Origin of the sequence: Lentzea sp. HUAS TT2, assembly GCF_051853195.1 — a bacterium.
GTDB lineage: Bacteria > Actinomycetota > Actinomycetes > Mycobacteriales > Pseudonocardiaceae > Lentzea.
The window spans coordinates 1,374,471-1,392,309 of record NZ_CP196667.1 but is presented as its reverse complement, the minus strand read 5'-3'; the positions used below and the strand labels follow the sequence as shown (position 1 = coordinate 1,392,309).

The following is a 17,839-nucleotide window of genomic DNA, read 5'->3' as shown; positions in this document are numbered from 1 at the left end:
TAGATCTCACGGAGGATTCAATGCGTCTGACCACGATCATGGGGTGGCTCGTCGTGCTCGCAGGCTTCTACTTCGGCCTGAGCTACCTGCTCAACGGCGACGGCGCGGCATCGGGTTTCGGCATCGTCGACCCTGCGGGCTACTACGTGGTGAAGGGCGTCCGCGACATCGCCTACGCCCTGACTGCCCTGATCCTGCTGCTGATGGGCCAGCGCCGGGCCCTGGGCTGGGTGGTCCTCGCGGACTCGATCATCCCGATCGGCGACTGCATCGCCGTGATCACGCACGGCGGCACAGTGGGCTACGCGCTCATGGTGCACGGCTCGGCGGCCGTGCTGGTGCTGCTCACGGCTGGTTTGCTGCTGCGGGAGACAGCGCCCGAACGGCCTCACGCAGTTCCGGCTCAGTGATCTCCCCGAGCAACAGCCCGGTCAGCACGTGGAACGCCCGCGCCAGCTCGTCGGGATGCGTGGACAACACGAGCGTCCCGGTGAACGCCCCGGCGTCCGGCAGGTCGTCCAGTCCCCGCCCCTGCACCGCGTTCACGCCCTCGCGCAGGCACCACAACGACATGACGTGGTCGCGCATCCCGTTGATCATGTAGACGGCCTGCCACCCCCGCCCGCGCGCGATGGACGACCGCGCGTGCAGCGCGTACAACCAGGCCAGCCCGACGAGCTCGTCCCGGTCGGGCTGCCCGGACTGCGGCAGCGAGTTCACCTCGCCGAACAACAGCTTGAACGTCGGCCCGGTGGCCCCGAACTCGTCCGACGGCCAGAACGCCACGTCCACCTGCAACGTGGACCGCATCAGGAACACCCGGAACAACACCGTGCCGCGCCGGACGTCGAGGTGGCTGACGGCGCCGCACGCGTACATCAACGCCGTCCAGTCGACGACCACCGCGTCCAGCTCGCGATCGACGGACAGGGCGAAGTCGATGTCGGACCAGCGATCTTCCCGGCCCACCGCGGCCGACCCGGTCAGCGCGGCACCGACCACCCGCGGGTCGACGTCGGCGGCGTTGACGAGGTCGCGGCGCAACTGATCGCGCTCAGAAACCGTGAACACTCCACAACCCTATTGGCCGCCACTTCAGCCTGGCTTGCGCACCAGGTTCGTGTACCCGGCCAGCGCCAGCGTCGCCAACCCCCACACGGCGAGCTGCACCAGCCAGATGGCCGCCGTGAACGCCTGCCCCTTCTTCGAGGCCGTGTCCAGATCGCACCGCGCCCGCATGCCGGTCATGGCCAACGGCAACCCGCGATCCAGCCCGAGCCCGACCAACTCCACCGTGGAACAGGGAGTCCCGGCCCCGACCGGCGCGGTCGTCACCCGTTCGGCGACGAGATGGCCGGGCCGGGTGGGGATCTGGCCCGCCCACCAGCCGATCGCCCCGGCGACGACGAGGACCAGCAGCAGCGCGGCGGCGGTGCGCCGGGCCCGGTAGCCGTACCCGGCCAGCACTCCCCACAGCCAGTGGAACCACCGCGTCATCGGCCCGCCCAGGGACTGCGGGCTGCGGCGGCGCAGATCGGTCTGCTGCGCCATGAGGATCCGGCGAACCGTGCCGTCATGGCCGGCAGCCCGTTCGACCGCGGCCAGTTTCTGGTAGGCCGAAGCGTGGTAGGCGGGGGTGTGGCAACGGATGACGTGCAGCCACTCCTCCCAGTCCCAGCTCGAAGCGAGCGAGGCGTAGCTGAAGTGTTCGAGACGCACGACTTTGTTGTGCTCGCAGGTCGTGCCGCGTCGCCGGTCGGGACACAGATCGGAATGCGGCAACGCCACCGTGACGCCCACCGTCGTGTCCCTGAGGTCCAACGCGGATCCCGACTCCACCTCCAGGCGGACCGTCTCCGCGCAGCCGAACCTGTCGTCGACGCGGGCACCGATCAGCCTGCACGCGGAGGCGTCGCGACCGGCGGAGAGCCTGGTCTGGCCGGTCAGGGTGAAGGCCCCGCCCACGCGGACGCGGTCGGCGGTGATCGCGGGGCCGATGGCGTTGGTGACCGTGGTGTCGGCCAGCGAGACAACGCCTCCGATGCGGCCGCCGAGCAGGTTGAGCGCACCTGCCTCGTCGTGCCCGGTGAGCTGGACCTTGTTCCTCAGCAGGAAGCTTCCGTCGACCTTGATGCTGTTCGCGCTCAGTGCGATCTCGCCAGTGCTGGTGATCTGCGTGTCTCCCAGACCCAGCTGTCCTGAGACGTGAGCACCTCGGACGTCCAGTCCCGCACCGTGCCCGCTGATCCGGTTGCCGTACCGCAGAAGGAGGCTGCCGCCGATCTTGGCGCTGTCGAGGATCACCGCCGGGCCCGTGCTGTTGGCGATCTCGGTCTCGGCCATGTCGAGGTCCGATTTGATGTGGGCGCTGGCGAAGTTGACGGCACCGCGGCGGCCGTGTCCGCGGAGCCTGACTCCGCCTGCGAAGGAGACGAGGCCCTCGACCTCGATCCCGCCGGCCTCGATCGCGGCCCCGGCGGTGTTGGTGATCTCCGCGCCGACGAGGTCGAGGTCCCCTCCGACGTGGGCACCGACGAGCCTGATCGCGCCGAGCGGGCTGTCCGCGCCGACCTGGACGCCGTGCCGCAGGAACAGCACCTCGACCTGGAGGCTGTCCGCGTGGACTCCCGCGCAGCGGCCACCGTTGAAGATCAGGTCCGGCAGGCTCGCGTAGAGGGCCAGGATCGGCTCGTCGATCGTGCAGTGGCTGAAGGTGAGGCCGGCTGAGGCTTTCACGCGGGTGAGGTCGAGAACCCCCTCGACGCGCGCGCCGTGCAGCCTCACCCCGCCGGGGTCGAGCGTGCCGTGTTGCCCGAGCAGCAGTTCCCTGATCAGACCGGCGCGCACGACGTTGTCCGGCTCGGTGCACGTCAGCCTCTCGCCGTGGCGGGCCGCCTCGATGAGCCGCTGCTCGATGTCGGTCACTTCTGGATCATCCGCTCGGCAGGGGCGGCCCGGTCGGCGAACCGAGCCGCCCCACCGGGATGGACTAACCCAGTGCCACCGCGAAGACGTGCATGTTGACGTCATCCGGCAGCACGACGCTCGCCAGCGTCTTGCCCTCCGGAGCCACGTACGTCTTCGTCGCGAAGATGTGCGTGGCGACCTTCTCGTTGCCGCCGCCGAGAGTGTTGCGGTACGGCGTGTTCGCGATGATCACGTTGCCGAAGCTCGGGGTCGCCCCGCCGCCGCCCAGCGTCCAGTCGCTGAAGCCGATGTCGACCGACCCCGTGGTGCCGTCCGTGAACGTCACCACCGCGGGCTTGGTCCTGGCACCGTTGGCCGCGGAACCCACGAAGGCGAGCTTGGTCCCGGACAGGGCAAGCGTTTGCTTCGCCGCGGTCGCGTTGTCGGGACGGCCGGGAGGCGACGACGGCCAGGTGAACGTGAGGCCGTCGACGGTCCCGGTGCCACCCGGCGGAAGGCCCGCCGTGGCGAGCGCTTCCCGCGAGTAGCTGTAACCGCCGCCGTCGAAGTCGCCCTCGCCGTCGGCGTCCGCGGAGGCGCCCACGTTGTTCACGGCGGCGAGCATGCTGCCCGCCGGCGCGACCTTGATCGTCTGCGGCAGCACGACCGGTTTGGCCGCGCCCTCGACGTTCACCGTCACGGTGACGTCGTAGAAGCCTTGTGCCGCAGCGGCATCGGCCGTGACCGTGAACTCGGAAGGCACGGCACCGGTGGTGGGCGTGAACTTCAGCGCCTCCGGTCCGGTGATCGTGTAGGTCGCCTTCGGGTCGCCGTCGTAGAGCTTGACCGCGTCGACCTTCGCCGTGACGGACTTGCCGGGCTCCAGCACGAGCTGCCGCGGTTCGACGGTCAGGAAGTACGGCTGGTCGTGCTCGATCGGCTTCTCGCCGTCGCGGAACGACGGCGGGGCGTCGGCCGCACCCGTGCCCCAGGCGGAAGGAGCCTTGCCCAGCACGAAGTCCAGCTTGCCGCCGCGTTCCACGAAGGACTCCGGCAGCCAGGTCTTCGAGGTCGCCTTGCCGTTGACCTTCAGCGACTGCACGTACTTCGTGGCGTGGTTGGCGGCGGGGGCGTTGATCGTGATGTCCTTGCCGCCACCGCGGTTGATCTTCACCGACGTGAACAGCGGGGCGCTCAGCACCAGCTCGGCGCGCGACGGCACCTGCGGGTAGACGCCCATCGAGGTGAACACGAACCACGACGACATGGCGCCGAGGTCGTCGTTGCCGGGGATGCCGCCGGGCGCGTTCTTCCAGAGCGTGCCGATCGTCTCGCGCAACGTCTCCTGCGCCTTGGCGGGCTGGCCGGTGTAGTTGTAGAGCCACGGCACGTTCACCGACGGCTCGTTGTCCAGTTCGGACTTCGCGCCACCGCGCCCGGTCAGGGCCCAGCTGCCGTCGGCGTTGTGGAAGAAGTCGTCCAGCCGCTTGTTGGCGCGCTCACGGCCGCCCAGCGAGTCGACGAGGCCGGCGACGTTGTGCGTGACCATCCACGTGTACTGGGCGCTGCTGCCCTCCACGAACCCGTTGCCGGTGTCCGGCGTGAAGTCCTTGACCCACGTGCCGTCGGCGTTGCGGTTGCGGATGTAACCGCCGGTCTTGTCCGCGACCGGGTCGAAGTTGTTCTGCCACCACTGCGCGCGTTCGGCGAACGTCTTCGCGGTCTTCTTGTCGCCAGTGCGCTCGGCCAGCTGGCTGATCGCGAAGTCGGCCGCGGAGATCTCCAGGGTCTCCGCCGCGCCTCCCCAGGCGTTCGAGATGGACGGCATGTACTTGTTCTGCAGGTACTTGTCGAGCGACGGCCGCTGTCCGACCGACATGACGGCCCAGCCGTCCTTGCTCAGGTCCAGCGCCGTGGGCACGGTCGCGGCCTTCACCAACGACTTCAGCGACGCCTTGACGTCGTACCCGTCGCCGCCGAACGCCGAGATGGCCGCCAGCGCGATCGGCGCGGGATCGCCGTTCATGACGTGCGTGCCGCCGCCGTTGTGCGTCCAGCGGTCCCACACGCCGTTGTTCTGCTCGGACTGGTTGAGCAGCGACTGCGCGATGTCCGAACCGATCTGCGGTTCGAGCAGGGTGAGCAGCTGCAGCTGCGAGCGGTAGATGTCCCAGCCGGAGAACGTGCCGTACTGGGCCTTCTGCCGGCGTTTGTCGATCTTGTGGGTCTTGCCGTCGAACCCGGCGTACTCGCCGTTGACGTCGCTGAACAGGTTGGGGTGCAACAGGGAGTGGTACAGCGCGGTGTAGAACTTCGTCCGCTCGTCATCGGAGCCGCCGCCGACCTCGATGCGCTTGAGCTGCTTCTGCCACGCGATGTACGCGTTGTCCCTCATGTCCTCGATGGACTGACCCTTGTTCTCGGTCTTGAGGTTCTGCTTGGCGTTGTCCAGGCTCACGTAGGAGATGCCGACCTTGACGCCGACCTGGCTGCCCGGCGCGAAGCCGAGGTAGGCACCGGACCCCTTGCCCAGCACCGGCCAGCCGTTCGTCCCGTACGTCGTGCCGCCCTTCGAGGACGTGCTCCCGGCTGTGACAACGTTGTCCTGGTACGTGCCGACCTCGGTGAACTCCTGGTCGAACTCCGCCACGAAGTGCAGCGTGTAGTAGCTGCGGCGGCCGATCTGGTTGATGTAGCCGCAGAAGTTGCCCGACGTCACGGAGCCGGTGATGGTCCGCTTGTCCTTGTCGATCACCGTCTGCGCGTCCGACGAACCGACCTGCGACTTGGACGTGTTGATCAGCACCGTCGCGGGCTTGTCGGCGGGGAAGCTGAACCGCGCGGCACCGGTGCGTTCGGTGGCGGACAGCTCGGCCTTGGCGCCGGACTTGAGCGTCACGTCGTAGCGGCCGGGCCTGGCCACCTCGTCGGCGTGCGCGAACTCGCTGGCGTAGACCGCGTCGGTCGCGTCCGTGGTCGGCGACGTGGTGACGGCTCCGACGTGCGGGAAGATCGGGATGTCACCACTTCCGCCCGCGCAGCCCGTCCCCGACATGTGGGTGAGGCTGAAGCCGCGGATCTTCGTGGCGTCGTACCGGTAACCGCCGGGGGCCGCGGCGCGCAGGGTGTTGCCGCGACTGGCTTCCGGGCTGAAGGAGAACATGCCGAACGGCACGACCGCGCCGGGAAAGGTGTTCCCGAGGTTGGTCGTGCCGATGAACGGGTTCACGTGTGCCGCCGGATCCGGCACCACCTGAATCTGGGGCTGAGCGGAGGCAGGGACCACTCCGAACGTCATGGCCACCACTACCGCAGCTGTCGTGAGGACTCTTCGCTGCATGGTCGCGGACCCTACTTTCCGTGCCCGCCCAACCCCAGACAGCGACGTGAAGTTGTCGTCAAACGGACAAGCGCTGCTCCATGAAGGCCCTCAAAGCGGGCCAATCGCAGTCCTCCGCGACCTCTACCTGGTGCTTTCCCTCGACGAGCGCACCCTCGTCGTCGATGTCGAGGCCGTGCGTCTTCAACCGCAGCGTGCCGGGCACGATCGCCTCCGCCACGGCGACGGCGTCGTGGATCAGGATGCCCTCCTCGCGCCCGGACATGTTCTGCTCGGAGTGGCTCGCGAGGTAGGCCCGGTAGGTGCCGGTGAGGTTGCTCAGCACGGGGTCGACGTTCGCGAGGAACTCGGTGTCCGCGATGCACCGCTGCGTCAGGTTGAGCGGCACGATGATCGGGTTGCCCCTGCGGATGACGGTCTGCGCAGCTTCGGCGTCGGCCCAGAAGTTGAACTCGGCCCGCGCCGTCATGTTGCCCAGACCGAGCCCGCCACCCATGACGATCAGCCGCGGGAACTCGATGCCGGCGTCGAGCGCGTGGGCGATGTTCGTGAGCGGCCCGATCGCCGCGACCACGGTGTCCGGCGTGAGGTTGTCCGCGAAGAACCGGACGATGTCGTCGCCGTAGAGCCCTTTGGGGTTCTCCGGCAACGTGAGCGCCTGCCCGCCGAGCCCGTCCTCGCCGTGCACGTCCGCCGCTCCGCCCGGTCCCTCGAACCCCTTGACCACGGGCACGTCGGTGCGACCGAGGTGGGCGAGCAGGCGCAGGGCGTTGCGGGTGGTGTGCTCGAGCCCGACGTTGCCGAACACCGTGGTCAGGCCTTCGAGGTCGACCTCGGGACTGCGTGCCGCGAGCGCGATCGCGAACGCGTCGTCGACGCCGGGGTCGGTGTCGATGATGAGAGGAGTAGCCATGTCCCTAGGGTGCCTGAGACTCGGCGCCCACCTCGGACACGTCCCACACGACACAGCGCACACCAGGCGGTTCGGTGGCACCCTGGTCGAGCATGTCCTGGTGGTACCGGCGCGCGTCCGCCTCGTTGTCGTACACCTGGATCATGTGCCCGTCGAGCGTCCACGTGCCGTGCACGAACCCGGGCAACCCGACCTTGCTCGACGCCATCAGCGGCACCTGCGCCCGCAACGCGTCGATCGCCTCGGGGCTGATGTCCCAGACGCCGATGACCGCCCACATGTCGCACCTCGCGTTCGTCGAGGCCACTTTAGAACCATGTCCAGCGCGCCGGCCGCCCGAAGTTAGAGTCTTCGTCCATGACGAGCATGTGGGGCGCACCTGTCTGGACTCGCTGGCGCAGGTCGCGCCGTGACCCGATGCAGGCGCGGTTCCTCACGATGGCCTCCCTGCGCTGGATCCTGCGCCACCGCGCCTACACCCCGTGGTACATCGTGCGGTACTACCGGCTGCTGAAGTTCCGCCTGCTCAACCCGCACGTGGTGCTGCGCGGCATGGTCTTCTTCGGCAAGCGCGTCGAGGTCATGGCCCGCCCCGGCTTCGGCCGCCTGGAGATCGGCCGCTGGGTCCACATCGGCGACGGCAACGCCATCCGGTGCCACGAGGGGTCGCTGCGCATCGGCGACAAGGTCGTGTTCGGCAAGGACAACACGGTCAACTGCTACCTCGACATCGAGATCGGCGCGTCCTCGCTGGTCGCGGACTGGGTCTACATCTGCGACTTCGACCACAAGGTCGAGGACATCATGCTGCCGATCAAGGACCAGGGCATCGTGAAGTCGCCGGTCCGCATCGGGCCGGACTGCTGGCTCGGGGCCAAGGTGACCGTGCTGCGCGGCACTCGGGTCGGGCGCGGGTGCGTGCTCGGCGCGCACGCCGTGGTGCGCGGGGACGTGCCGGACTTCAAGATCGCGGTCGGGATGCCGGCTCGGGTCGTGCGGGATCGGCGGGCCGACTACGAGGCTGACGCGCAGCGGCGGGCGGACATCGCGGACATGGCCCGCAAGGCCAAGGACGCCTTGGCCAAGCGGGCGGAGGACGCGTCGGCCTGACGGTCAGCGAGCGACGTGCCGCTGCCAGGACAGCGGCGCGAGCTGCGGCCGCTTCGGGGTGAACCCGTCACCCGGCTGCCGGCCGATCAGCTTGTTCCGCGTCCGCGTGTAGGCGACCGGCAGCACCTGGTCGCGCAGCCACCGCCAGTGGTCGAGAAGCGAAGCGCCGGCGGCCACCCCCTCCAGCGGCGTCAGCCAGGACGGGTCGAAACCAACCCCCAGCGCAGACAGCACGTGCCCCGCCAACCGCCTGTGCCCCAACGAGGAGAGGTGCAGGCGGTCCGGCCCGAAGTAGCGCGAGTCGTGCACGCACTCGTCGGCCTCGACGTCGACCAGCACCGCGCCGTAGCGGGACGCGGCGGCGCGCATGGCGGCGTTCAGGGTCTCGATGCGCGGACGCATGCGCCGGCCGAACGGCATGCGGTGCGAGATGTCGCTCAACGTGAAGACGGCGACGGTCGGGGAGGAGTCGAACGACGTCACGGCGCGCACCATCGCGTCCGCCCGCTCGGCGATCTGGTCCAGGGTCGCGTTGGACATCACGTCGTTGCCGCCGCCGAAGAGCACCACGAGGTCGGGTTCCAACGCCGCCGCGGACGGGACCTGCTCCACCAGCATCTGGTCGAGGCGGCGGCCGCGCACGCCGAGATTGGCGTAGCGGAAGCCGGGCGCGTCCAGGGCGGACGCGACCCGGTCCGCCCAGCCCCGGTACCGGCCGTCGGGAAGCAGGTCGTCCAGGCCCTCGGTGCAGCTGTCCCCGAGAGCCACGAAGCGTTGGTATTTCATTCAGTCCTCGGTCACCTTTTGTTAACGGGACCGGCGACTGTAGCGGATCTAGGTGAACAGATTTCCGGTAGCGATCTTGGGGCGGCCCAGGACGCGTGGTTCGCGCACAACCGCTGCCGCGTAAACAGATGCCGTGTCGGTGGCGATCGTGGCCCAGTTGAAGTCGGAGACCAGCCGGGCCTTCGCGGCGCGGGCACGAGCAGCGGCAGAGGTGGGATCGGACAGCACGTCACGCACGGCGCGGGTGAGTCCGTCCACGTCACCGGGGGCGAACGACAGCCCGGTCACCCCGTCCAGCACGACCTCGCCGAGCCCGCCGGCGGTGGAGGCGACCAGCGGTGTTCCGGCGGCCGCTGCTTCCAGGGCCACGATGCCGAAAGGCTCGTAGCGGGACGGCAGCACCACGGCGTCGGCCGCGGTGAGCAACGCCGCCAAGGACCTGTCGGACAGATGGCCGACGAAGTCCACGGCCCGCAGCACGCGGTGTTTGCGCGCCTGGTCCTGCAGCCACTCGGTCTGCGAACCGCCACCGGCCACGACGACGCGCGTGCCCCGGTGGAAGCGGCGGATCCGGGGGAGTGCGGCGATCAGGTCCTGGATGCCCTTCTCCCACTCGATCCGGCCGAAGAACAGCAGCAGCGGATCACCGTGCGGCGAGTACGTGCGGCGAGCGGCGCCGACGTCCTTCGCGCGCACCTTCCAGCCGCCCGGCTCGATGCCGTTGTGCAGCACGGAGACGTCGGTGGTGTCCACTTCGAACAGATGCCCGACCTCGCCGCGCATCGCCGCCGAACAGGTGATCAGCGAGTCGGCGCGGTTCGCCAGCCACCACTCCACGGAGTGCACCTGCTGGTTCAGCGGGTGCGACAGCCAGCCCGAGTGCCTGCCGGCCTCGGTCGCGTGGATCGTGGCGACCAACGGCACGCCAAAGGCCTCAGCCAGTGCCACGGCCGGATGCGCGACCAACCAGTCGTGCGCGTGCACGACGTCGGGCCGCCACGAGTCGAGCGCCAGCCCGGCGCGCGTCATCGCGTGGCCCATCGCGAGCGTCCACGCCAGCAGGTCCTTCTCGAACACGAAGTGCGCGGGGTCCTCGGCGACGCGGACCAGCCGCACGCCCTCGCTCACCACGTCCACGGTCGGATGCGTGATCGCGTCGGTGCCGGAAGGCTGGCGGCACAGCACGACGACGTCGTGCCCCTGCGCGGCCAGCTGTGTCGCGAGCGCGTGGACGTGCCTGCCCAGCCCGCCGACGACCACCGGCGGGTACTCCCACGACAACATCAGCACGCGCATCCCGCTACCCCATTCCTCGCGCGTCCAGGTGCCCGAACGGGCCGTCTGCCGCGCGGAGCTCCGTTGCTCTCGCATGTCCACGACCGCTTCGCGCCAACGCCGCGAGCTCGCTGAAACGATCGCTGTGAATCTTCGCGCGGTAACGGGCGTAGTCGGCGGCCGAGTCCTTGGTGACCATGAACGCCCAGTCGCTCGACAACGCCAGCAACGCCTCGCGCACCGCCTGGTCCAGCACCGGGTTCCGCACGCTGGTGGAGAAGTCGAGGCCCAGCAGCTCTTTCTGCACCGACTCGTTCAACGACACGATGTCCGACACCTGCGCGCCGTCCCACACGCGCCAGTCCTTGCCGCTGCCCCACGACGACGCCGGCAGCTCGACCGGCGCACCCACGTGCCCGGCCTCGATCGCCCCTCGCAACGTCGTCACGCGCACGCCCGCTTCGGGTAACGCGCGCAGCACGGCTTCCAGCCACAACGGACCTTCGTGCCACCAGTGCCCGTACAGCTCGGTGTCGTAGGCCGCCACGACGAGTCCGCCGTCGATCGCGCGCAACCGCCGCACGACCGTCTCCACGAAGTCGGCCACATGCCGGTCGAGAGCCTCGCGCGCCAGCAGAGGGTCGTACGGCCGCTTGTCCTCCGGCGCCACGTTCTTGCCGGTCACGCGCGACGGCTTGAGGCCCGTCGGGTGGTCGTAGGTGTGAAAATCCCGGTACGCGGCGTCGCCCGGATAGCCGACCTTCGGCGACCAGACGCGGTACGAGACCTCCAAATCACGCCCGAACGCCAGCACGTCCGACGAGCCGACGGGGTGCGCGGCCGAGGTGTCGCCGTGCAGCGCGGGCCCGTCGACCATGAACCGCCGCACGCCCGCCGCCGCGTATCCCGCCTCCATGCCGGGCGAGTAACCGCACTCCGGCGCCCAGATCCCCTCTGGCGCACGGCCGATGCGCAACGCGGTGTCGTCCAGACCGGTCCGCAGCGCGAAGGCCCGCACCCGCGGATCCAGCAACGGCTGGAACGGATGCGTGGCAGGTCCGCCGAGCAGCTCGATCGTCGAGGAGTCCACAAGGGACCTCAGCACCGGCGAGAACCCGTGCCGCCACTGGCTTTCGAACCTGTCCAACGCCCAGGACGACGCGCGGTGCTCGTACGCGGACAGCTCCCGCAGCCGTTCCCCGGCGAAGTGCGAGCGCAGGTGCCAGTTGCCGAGCCAGTCGTGCATGCCGCGCAAGCAGTACGGGTCGTCCAGCTGTGAGGCCAGGACCGGGGTGACGCCGAGCGTCAGGACGTCGGAACGGCCCTCGTCGGCGAACCGGCGCAGCATGTCCACGATGGGCAGGTACGAGTGCGCCCACGCCTGGTAGAGCCACTCCTCGCCGACCGGCCACGCACCGTGGTGCGCGAGCCACGGCAGATGGCTGTGCAGGACGAGGCAGAACGTGCCTTCCGAGGCCCTGGGCGTGTTGCTCGACGTCACGCGCGCACCGCCACGGCCACCAGGTCGAGGCAGCCGTCCATGTCGTCGGGGGTGATGTCGAAGTCCCGCACCGTCACCGACTCCACAGCCTCCTTGAGCTCCGCCGGCCACGGCGCACCGGACAGGGCGACTTCGACCTGTGCGTTGATGATCTGTCCGTTCAGGAGCGTGTCAAGCCTCGGTCCGTGACGCAGCCCCGTCAGTTCGTCAACGCGGAAACCTGCGTCGCGCAGCATCTCGTCCAGTTCGGACGGTGCGAGTTCCCTGGTGTGGAACGGGTTCAGCGGCGTGTCCTGGCCCGGCGAGAACGTCAGCCTGTTCGGCGTCGTCACGATGAGCCTGCCGCCGGGACGCAACACCCGCCGGCACTCCGCCAGGAACCCCTCCTGGTCCCACAGGTGCTCGATGACCTGCAGGTTCGCCACGACGTCGACGCTCTCGTCGCGCAACGGCAGCGCCGCCAGGTTGCCGCGCAGCACGTCGAGCTGCGGGTAGGCCCGCGACACGTGCTGCGAGGTCAGCTCGTCGTAGTCGAGGGCGATCACCCGGCGCGCGACCGTGCGGATCAGCTGCGCGCCGTAGCCCTCGCCGCAGCCAGCCTCCAGCACGACGGCGTCCGCGCAGTGGCCGATGAGGTGCAGATACGCCGCCTCGTGCCGCCGGAACCAGTAGTTCTCTTCCGCGATACCGGGCACCGTGCGTTCGCCGGTCAGGGGGAGGGTCACGCCCGCCAGGTTACTTGTGAGTAGACCGCCTGCGAACTACCTGGTGCGCGATGGCGGTCGCGACGCCTGCCGCGGCGAGTGCCGCCGTCGTCGTGGTGTCCATGTACTTGGACAGGCTCGGCGCCTCGCTCGGTCCCGTCAGCCACATCGTCAACGGGACGGCGTAGGCCAGTGTGAGGGCTCCTGACCACCAGCGCAGCGCCTTCGAACGTCCTTTGCGCAGGCTCGCGACGAGCACGACGGCGATCGGGATCCCGGAGAGCAGGCCGAACTCGCCGATCACCATGACGGGCGCGGCCCAGGCCGCGACGAGGACGGACTTCGACGGGTGGACGGAGGTCGGGGCGGGGGCAGGGGTGGTGGACATGGTCGTCTCCTTCCAGGGATTTCTTGTGCGGTCTCGGGCGTCGGTCCTGAGGGTCAGTTCTGGGCGGGACGGGCTTCGGCGGCGGCCTTGAGGTCGGCCAGCCAGAAGTCGAGGCCGGGGGCGAGGACCTTGATGGCGGTCGCCGGGTCGGCCTCCAGCTGGGCGCCGGTCCAGCTCTCCTCGGTGCGGACCAGGACGCCGCCGTCGACCTCGGTGAAGGTCCAGACGTGCACGCCCTCGTCGATGCCCAGGCCCTGACCGACCGCGGGGCCGCTCCAGCGCACGCACTCGCCGGCCCTGACCCCGAGGACGGTCGAGGTGATGTTCAGCGTGGTGGCGGGCGTGGACGGCGTCGCGGGCGCCGGCGTCGTCCACTCGAACCTCGAACCCGCTTTCAGCTCGCCCTGGTCGAGCCTCTTCGCGGTGGTGACGGCCTTCTGCCAGGCCGGCCAGCCCTCCACCTCGGTCTGCACCTTCCAGACCGTGCTCAGCGGCGCGTTGATGCGGGTCTCGGTGCGGTGGTGCAGTTGGGCTGCGGTGTTGATGCCCTGGCCCTCGCAGGTCACCGCACCCGTCGGGGCGGCGCTGCTGCTCGGGGCGGGAGAGCTGGACGGCGTGCTCTGGCAGGCGGCGACCGCGAGCAGCCCGGCGCTGAGGGAGAGGGCGGTCAGGGCGGTGCGCGTGCGGGTCATGGAACTTCCCCTTAGGTTCGCTAGTGGCTGTCACTGGCGTTATAGTCTCTAACTGTTGTGACATGCAGAAGCTAAACTGAAGCGAGCGTGACTGTCAATAACGAATGTGAGAGGGTCTAACCATGACGACGGAGTCGGTGCGGAACCCTCGCGAGCGCTACCGGGCCCAGGTGCGCGACGAGGTCAAGCGGCACGCGTGGGAGCAGATCGCCTCGGCAGGGGTGACAGCGTTGTCACTCAACGCCATCGCCAAGGAGATGGGCATGAGCGGGCCCGCGCTGTACCGGTACTTCGCCGGTCGTGACGAGCTCATCACCGCGCTCATCCGGGATGCCTACCGCAGCCTCGCCGACACCGTCCGCGCCGCGCACCAGGCGGGCATCACCGCGGTGGGGCTGGCGGCGGTCATCAGGGAGTGGGCGCTGAGCGACCCGCACCGGTACCTGCTGATCTACGGCACGCCCGTGCCCGGCTACCACGCGCCCGACGACGTCACCGCGATCTCGGACGAGATCCTCACGGTGCTGCTGGAGGTGTGCGGCGGCGCGCCGGACGAGGAGCCGCAGACCCCGTTCGACGTCGTGCTGAGCATGAGCCGCGGGTGGGCGGGCGCGCTCCCGGCGTCGTCGCCGACGGTGCATCGCGCGCTGTCGTTCTGGACGCGCCTGCAGGGTGTGCTCTCGCTCGAGCTCGCCGGCCACCTCACGCCCTTGGGGTTCGACCCGGGGCTGCTGCTCGCGGAGGAAGTCGCGGACCTGTGAGCAGACCCGCGATCAGAACGGCGAGACCGTGACGGCCAGCGCCCCCGGTCCCACGTTCGCGCCGATCGCGGCGCTGACCTGCGTCAACACGATGTCGCGGGCGTGCGGGATCCGCTTCTGCAGCATCTGGAGCAGCTCGTGGCCCTCCTTCTCGGCCGCGAAGTGCTCGACCGCGAGGTCCACGTTGCGTCCGTAGGCGAGTGCCACGGCCTTGTCCGCGAGCTTCGACAGCGCCCGGTCGCGGCCCATCACCTTGTCGAACGGCTCTACCTCACCGTTCACGACCGTGAGCAGCGGCTTCACCGAGAGCGCGTCGCCGAAGAGCTTCGCCGCCGCGCTGACCCGGCCCGCCTGACGCAGGTAGAGCAACGTGTCGACGTAGATCAGCACGCTGGCGTCACGGCCGCGCTGCTCCGCGACGCTGCGCGCGTTCTGGACGTTGCCGCCGCTCTGCACGATCCGCGCGGCCGCGAGTGCCGCGAATCCCAGCGTCATGCCGGACGAGTGCGAGTCGACGATGAACACCGGCACGCGCGACTTGGCCGCGGCCTGCTTCGCCGCGTCCGTCGCGGGGGAGAGCTTCGGCGTCACGTGCACGGAGACGATCGTCTCCGCGCCTTTCGCCCACGCGTCCTGGTAGGCCCAGAAGAACGCGTCCGGCGCGGGCGGCTGCGTGGTGATCGGAATCTGCGCCTCCATCGCCTTCAGTAGCCGCTCGGTCGGCACGTACGCCTCGTCGATCAGTTCCGACCCGATCTTGAGCTGCATCGGGACCGTGATGATGTTGAACCGGTCCGCCAGCCGGGCCGGCAGTGACGCGGTCGAGTCGGTGACGACGGCTACTCGTGAGGACACGAACGAGAAGGTTAACGAAGGGTGATCGAAGTAGCCACGACCGATGGAAGGCAATTCGTGTGATCTACGCCTGGACGGTCGCTTTCCGTGCACGCCGAACGCACGGAGTGAACACGCCGGAAAGGGGGCTCACTTGACACAATCGGGTGACTGTCGGCCGTTTGGTGTTGATCTACGGGTGTCTTGTTTGCGCAGGAAAGACGCGTTATTCCACGTGTTACATCAACCTCGTCCGTCCATTGTCGACGCTGGTTGGGGTCACCTGCCCTGGGTAAGCTCGCACAATCTTCGGCCCGGTTGAGTGAGTAGGTGACCATGGGTGCAAAAGAGCAGGAACTAGTTCCGCTGCACGCCGGTTTTGACGTTGTCTACCGCGGTTTTCATCGGCGTCAGGTCATCGAGCACATCGAGAATCTCGAGGAGCAGCTCCGCTTCACGAGCCTCGACCGGGGCGAGGCGCTGGCGCAGGCGGCGGATTTGCGCAAGCTCCTGGAAATGACGCGCCAGGACCTGGAAGAGGCGCGCGCCAGGATCGAACGCCTCGAAACCACCTCGGGCACGCATGCGAGCGCGACCGAACGGATGCACCGCATGCTCCGCCTCGCCGAGGACGAGGCCGCGGAGATGCACCTGCAGGCCGAGCGCGAGTGCGCCGACCTCCGCGCGCGCACAGACGTTGAAGTCGCCGCGTTGCGCGCCGAGGCCGAGCGTGAGTCCGCGGCCATGCGGTCGGAAGCAGAGTCCGAGCTCTACGCGGTGCGTCAGGACTGCGCGTCGCGTGCCGCGGCCGTGGAGCGCCGCGAGGTCGAGATGGAACGCCGCTGCGCCGACCTCGAGGCCCAGCACCGCCAGCGCGCCGACGAGGTCGAGCGCGAGTGCACCGAGGCCGTTGCCCAGGCCCAGATCGACGCGGACATGCTGCTGCGGGAGACCGCGCTCCAGTGCAACGCCCTGGAGGCCGACTCCGAGCGCAAGCGCGAGAAGGCGCAGCAGTACTTCGACTTCACGCTGACCCGCCGCCGCAACGAGGCCGCGCAACACCTGCAGGAGCAGGAGGCGCTGGCCAGGGCGCGCTCGGAGTTCGTGGTGAAGATGGCGAGCCGCGAGGCGCAGCGCCGCCTGGCGGAGGTGGCCGACCGGACCGACGAGCTGCACGAGCTCAAGCGCACCGTCCACGCACAGCTCTCGGCGGCCCGCGCCGCCCTCTCGGTGGCCGCTGACCGTGTCGCCCCGGTGCACATCCCGGAACAGGTGGCGGCGTCGTGAAGCGCTGGGTCCCGCTGGTCGTAGGTGCACTGATGGTGCCGGCGTCGGTGACGGCGTTCGGCTTCTCCGTCTACGGCACCGAACTGGAGACGGCCCTGTCGTCCTCGCCCGCGGTGCCGGCCGTGCTCGCGGGCCCGATCCCGATCACGGACTTCGTTGCACCGCAACGCATGGAGCCGCCCGCACCGGTGCTGCTGTCCGCACCGGTGGCGCAGGAGGCAGTGCGCGACCTCTTCTCCGCACACGCCGTCAAGGGCATCACGTTCGCACCGGGCACCGCGTCACTCGTGGGCCGCGGCGAGGACGTGCGGCGATCGCTGGCCGGTGTGCTGCGCAACGCCGTCGGCTCGGTGACGCTGGTGGCGCACGCGTGGAACGGCGAGACGGCCTCGCACCGCTGCGACGTGCTCGCGATGGAGAGGGCCGGTCTGCTGCGGCAGTACCTGGCCGAGCAGGGCGTGGACAAGGTAGTCGCCACTCGCGTCATCGTGGACCCCGTGTGGGGCCCGCCCTCGGACTTCGGACCTCAGATCGACGTCCTCGTCAGCTAGGAGCCTTCGCCATGGCAGGGGCAGTCGGGATCGTCTTCGGGCTGTGCGTGCTGTCCTTCACCCTGGGGGCAGCCCTGATGTACGTGCTGGTGCGGCGCCGCGAGGACGCCGCCACCCCCGAGCCCGCCACCGCGCAGGCGCCGGACGAGCGGACGTGGGTGAACAAGCCCGCGGCCGTCGAGCCGGTGGACGCCGACTACGACTCGCGGCCGATCCACCGCAACCCGGTGATGGGGCTGCGGCAGATGGAGCCGGCGCTGGCTGCGCTGGCGGAGCCGGTCGGGATGCGGAAGCCAGTCGAGGCGGTTGGGACGCGGAAGCCGGTTGAGCCTGTCGCGGAACCGAGGCCGGCCGAGCCGGTCGCGGGTCGTACTGCTGCGCCGGTCGTGGAACGAGAGCCCGCCGAGCCGGTCGCCGAGCCGAAAACTGTCGGTGCCGCTGGATATGATTGGGATGGGGACCTCGTTCCCCCCGTGGGGAATTTCGAAGCCCCCGAATCAACCGTAGCGCCGAGCACCGACAGTCCTGCCGTTCCCGCGAGCGCCGAGAGTTCCGACAGCGTCGAGAGCCCCGACGCTCTCGAGGTCGCTGAGAATTCGATCCCGGAGCCGGTCGAGGAACCCGAGCCGGAGCCCGCTCCGCCCGTCGTGCGAACCGCGCTGCCGCCGCCGGCCTCACCCCAGCCCGTCGAACACACGACGTGGGTCGAACGCGAAGACTTCCGGCAGCGCTACCTGAGGACGTTCGAAGAGGTGCGCCGCAAGGCGGGCAGCAACTGACCGCCGCGCCG

18 protein-coding genes are annotated in these 17,839 nt (G+C 69.4%); 6 read left to right on the top strand and 12 right to left on the bottom strand.

The features are described 5' to 3' along the window. Window positions 1-20: 20 nt before the first annotated feature. The gene (locus ACSHWB_RS06945; protein WP_439661244.1) at window positions 21-410 is read left to right on the top strand and encodes a DUF4267 domain-containing protein; all 390 of its coding nucleotides are present in this window, start codon (window positions 21-23) and stop codon (window positions 408-410) included. Here the strand turns inward: ACSHWB_RS06945 and ACSHWB_RS06940 are convergent. The 5 genes from ACSHWB_RS06940 to ACSHWB_RS06920 form a co-directional block, all read right to left on the bottom strand. Then, entirely contained in the window at window positions 346-1,071 is a 726-nt protein-coding gene (locus tag ACSHWB_RS06940) for a nucleotidyltransferase domain-containing protein (RefSeq protein ID WP_439661243.1), read from the bottom strand. The genes ACSHWB_RS06945 and ACSHWB_RS06940 overlap by 65 nt on opposite strands. A 24-nt stretch (window positions 1,072-1,095) precedes the next feature. Then, window positions 1,096-2,925, bottom strand: a complete 1,830-nt coding sequence (locus ACSHWB_RS06935) for a hypothetical protein (protein ID WP_439661242.1) — start codon at window positions 2,923-2,925, stop codon at window positions 1,096-1,098. 64 nt (window positions 2,926-2,989) lie between these two features. Continuing rightward, window positions 2,990-6,247: a GH92 family glycosyl hydrolase gene (locus tag ACSHWB_RS06930; protein ID WP_439661241.1), complete on the bottom strand. Its 3,258-nt coding sequence runs from the start codon at window positions 6,245-6,247 to the stop codon at window positions 2,990-2,992. Between the two features lie 58 nt (window positions 6,248-6,305). Continuing rightward, window positions 6,306-7,160, bottom strand: coding sequence for a nucleoside hydrolase (locus ACSHWB_RS06925; RefSeq protein ID WP_439661240.1), 855 nt, complete (start codon window positions 7,158-7,160; stop codon window positions 6,306-6,308). A gap of 4 nt (window positions 7,161-7,164) precedes the next feature. Beyond that, on the bottom strand, window positions 7,165-7,467 hold the full coding sequence (locus tag ACSHWB_RS06920) for a hypothetical protein (RefSeq protein WP_319977720.1): 303 nt from the start codon (window positions 7,465-7,467) through the stop codon (window positions 7,165-7,167). A gap of 50 nt (window positions 7,468-7,517) precedes the next feature. Between ACSHWB_RS06920 and ACSHWB_RS06915 the strand changes: the two genes are divergently transcribed. Then, the gene (locus ACSHWB_RS06915; protein WP_439661239.1) at window positions 7,518-8,270 is read left to right on the top strand and encodes an acyltransferase; all 753 of its coding nucleotides are present in this window, start codon (window positions 7,518-7,520) and stop codon (window positions 8,268-8,270) included. Window positions 8,271-8,273: 3 nt separating this feature from the next. Here the strand turns inward: ACSHWB_RS06915 and ACSHWB_RS06910 are convergent, their stop codons facing one another. From ACSHWB_RS06910 to ACSHWB_RS06885, 6 genes are read right to left on the bottom strand one after another with little or no spacing between them, the layout of a single operon-like run. Beyond that, window positions 8,274-9,056 carry an SGNH/GDSL hydrolase family protein gene (locus ACSHWB_RS06910; protein ID WP_439661238.1) on the bottom strand — a complete coding sequence of 261 codons (783 nt, stop codon included), beginning with the start codon at window positions 9,054-9,056 and terminating at the stop codon, window positions 8,274-8,276. Between the two features lie 48 nt (window positions 9,057-9,104). After that, the gene (locus tag ACSHWB_RS06905) at window positions 9,105-10,352 is read right to left on the bottom strand and encodes a glycosyltransferase family 4 protein (RefSeq protein ID WP_439664538.1); all 1,248 of its coding nucleotides are present in this window, start codon (window positions 10,350-10,352) and stop codon (window positions 9,105-9,107) included. Window positions 10,353-10,356: 4 nt separating this feature from the next. Next, window positions 10,357-11,832 carry a 1,4-alpha-glucan branching protein domain-containing protein gene (locus ACSHWB_RS06900; RefSeq protein WP_439661237.1) on the bottom strand — a complete coding sequence of 492 codons (1,476 nt, stop codon included), beginning with the start codon at window positions 11,830-11,832 and terminating at the stop codon, window positions 10,357-10,359. After that, window positions 11,829-12,557: a class I SAM-dependent methyltransferase gene (locus tag ACSHWB_RS06895; protein WP_439661236.1), complete on the bottom strand. Its 729-nt coding sequence runs from the start codon at window positions 12,555-12,557 to the stop codon at window positions 11,829-11,831. Before ACSHWB_RS06895 ends, ACSHWB_RS06900 begins: the two co-directional genes overlap by 4 nt. A 10-nt stretch (window positions 12,558-12,567) precedes the next feature. Beyond that, window positions 12,568-12,924, bottom strand: coding sequence for a hypothetical protein (locus tag ACSHWB_RS06890; RefSeq protein ID WP_439661235.1), 357 nt, complete (start codon window positions 12,922-12,924; stop codon window positions 12,568-12,570). Window positions 12,925-12,977: 53 nt separating this feature from the next. Then, window positions 12,978-13,616, bottom strand: coding sequence for an SRPBCC family protein (locus tag ACSHWB_RS06885; protein ID WP_439661234.1), 639 nt, complete (start codon window positions 13,614-13,616; stop codon window positions 12,978-12,980). 122 nt (window positions 13,617-13,738) lie between these two features. Between ACSHWB_RS06885 and ACSHWB_RS06880 the strand changes: the two genes are divergently transcribed. Next, window positions 13,739-14,377, top strand: coding sequence for a TetR/AcrR family transcriptional regulator (locus ACSHWB_RS06880; RefSeq protein ID WP_439661233.1), 639 nt, complete (start codon window positions 13,739-13,741; stop codon window positions 14,375-14,377). 12 nt (window positions 14,378-14,389) lie between these two features. Here ACSHWB_RS06880 and ACSHWB_RS06875 read toward each other — a convergent pair whose 3' ends face one another. Continuing rightward, window positions 14,390-15,232 (bottom strand): DegV family protein, encoded by an 843-nt coding sequence (locus ACSHWB_RS06875; RefSeq protein ID WP_439661232.1) that lies wholly within the window; start codon window positions 15,230-15,232, stop codon window positions 14,390-14,392. Window positions 15,233-15,547: 315 nt separating this feature from the next. On the opposite strand from ACSHWB_RS06875, the gene ACSHWB_RS06870 reads away from it, so the two are divergent. Genes ACSHWB_RS06870 through ACSHWB_RS06860 form a run of 3 tightly spaced genes read left to right on the top strand, consistent with a single transcriptional unit; the run spans window position 15,548 to window position 17,828 of the window. Next, the gene (locus ACSHWB_RS06870; RefSeq protein WP_439661231.1) at window positions 15,548-16,498 is read left to right on the top strand and encodes a hypothetical protein; all 951 of its coding nucleotides are present in this window, start codon (window positions 15,548-15,550) and stop codon (window positions 16,496-16,498) included. Next, a complete protein-coding gene (locus tag ACSHWB_RS06865) occupies window positions 16,495-17,049 on the top strand; it encodes a hypothetical protein (RefSeq protein ID WP_439661230.1) in 555 nt (184 codons plus the stop codon). The genes ACSHWB_RS06870 and ACSHWB_RS06865 overlap by 4 nt, the downstream gene beginning before the upstream one ends. A gap of 11 nt (window positions 17,050-17,060) precedes the next feature. Next, window positions 17,061-17,828, top strand: coding sequence for a hypothetical protein (locus ACSHWB_RS06860; protein ID WP_439661229.1), 768 nt, complete (start codon window positions 17,061-17,063; stop codon window positions 17,826-17,828). Window positions 17,829-17,839: the final 11 nt, after the last annotated feature.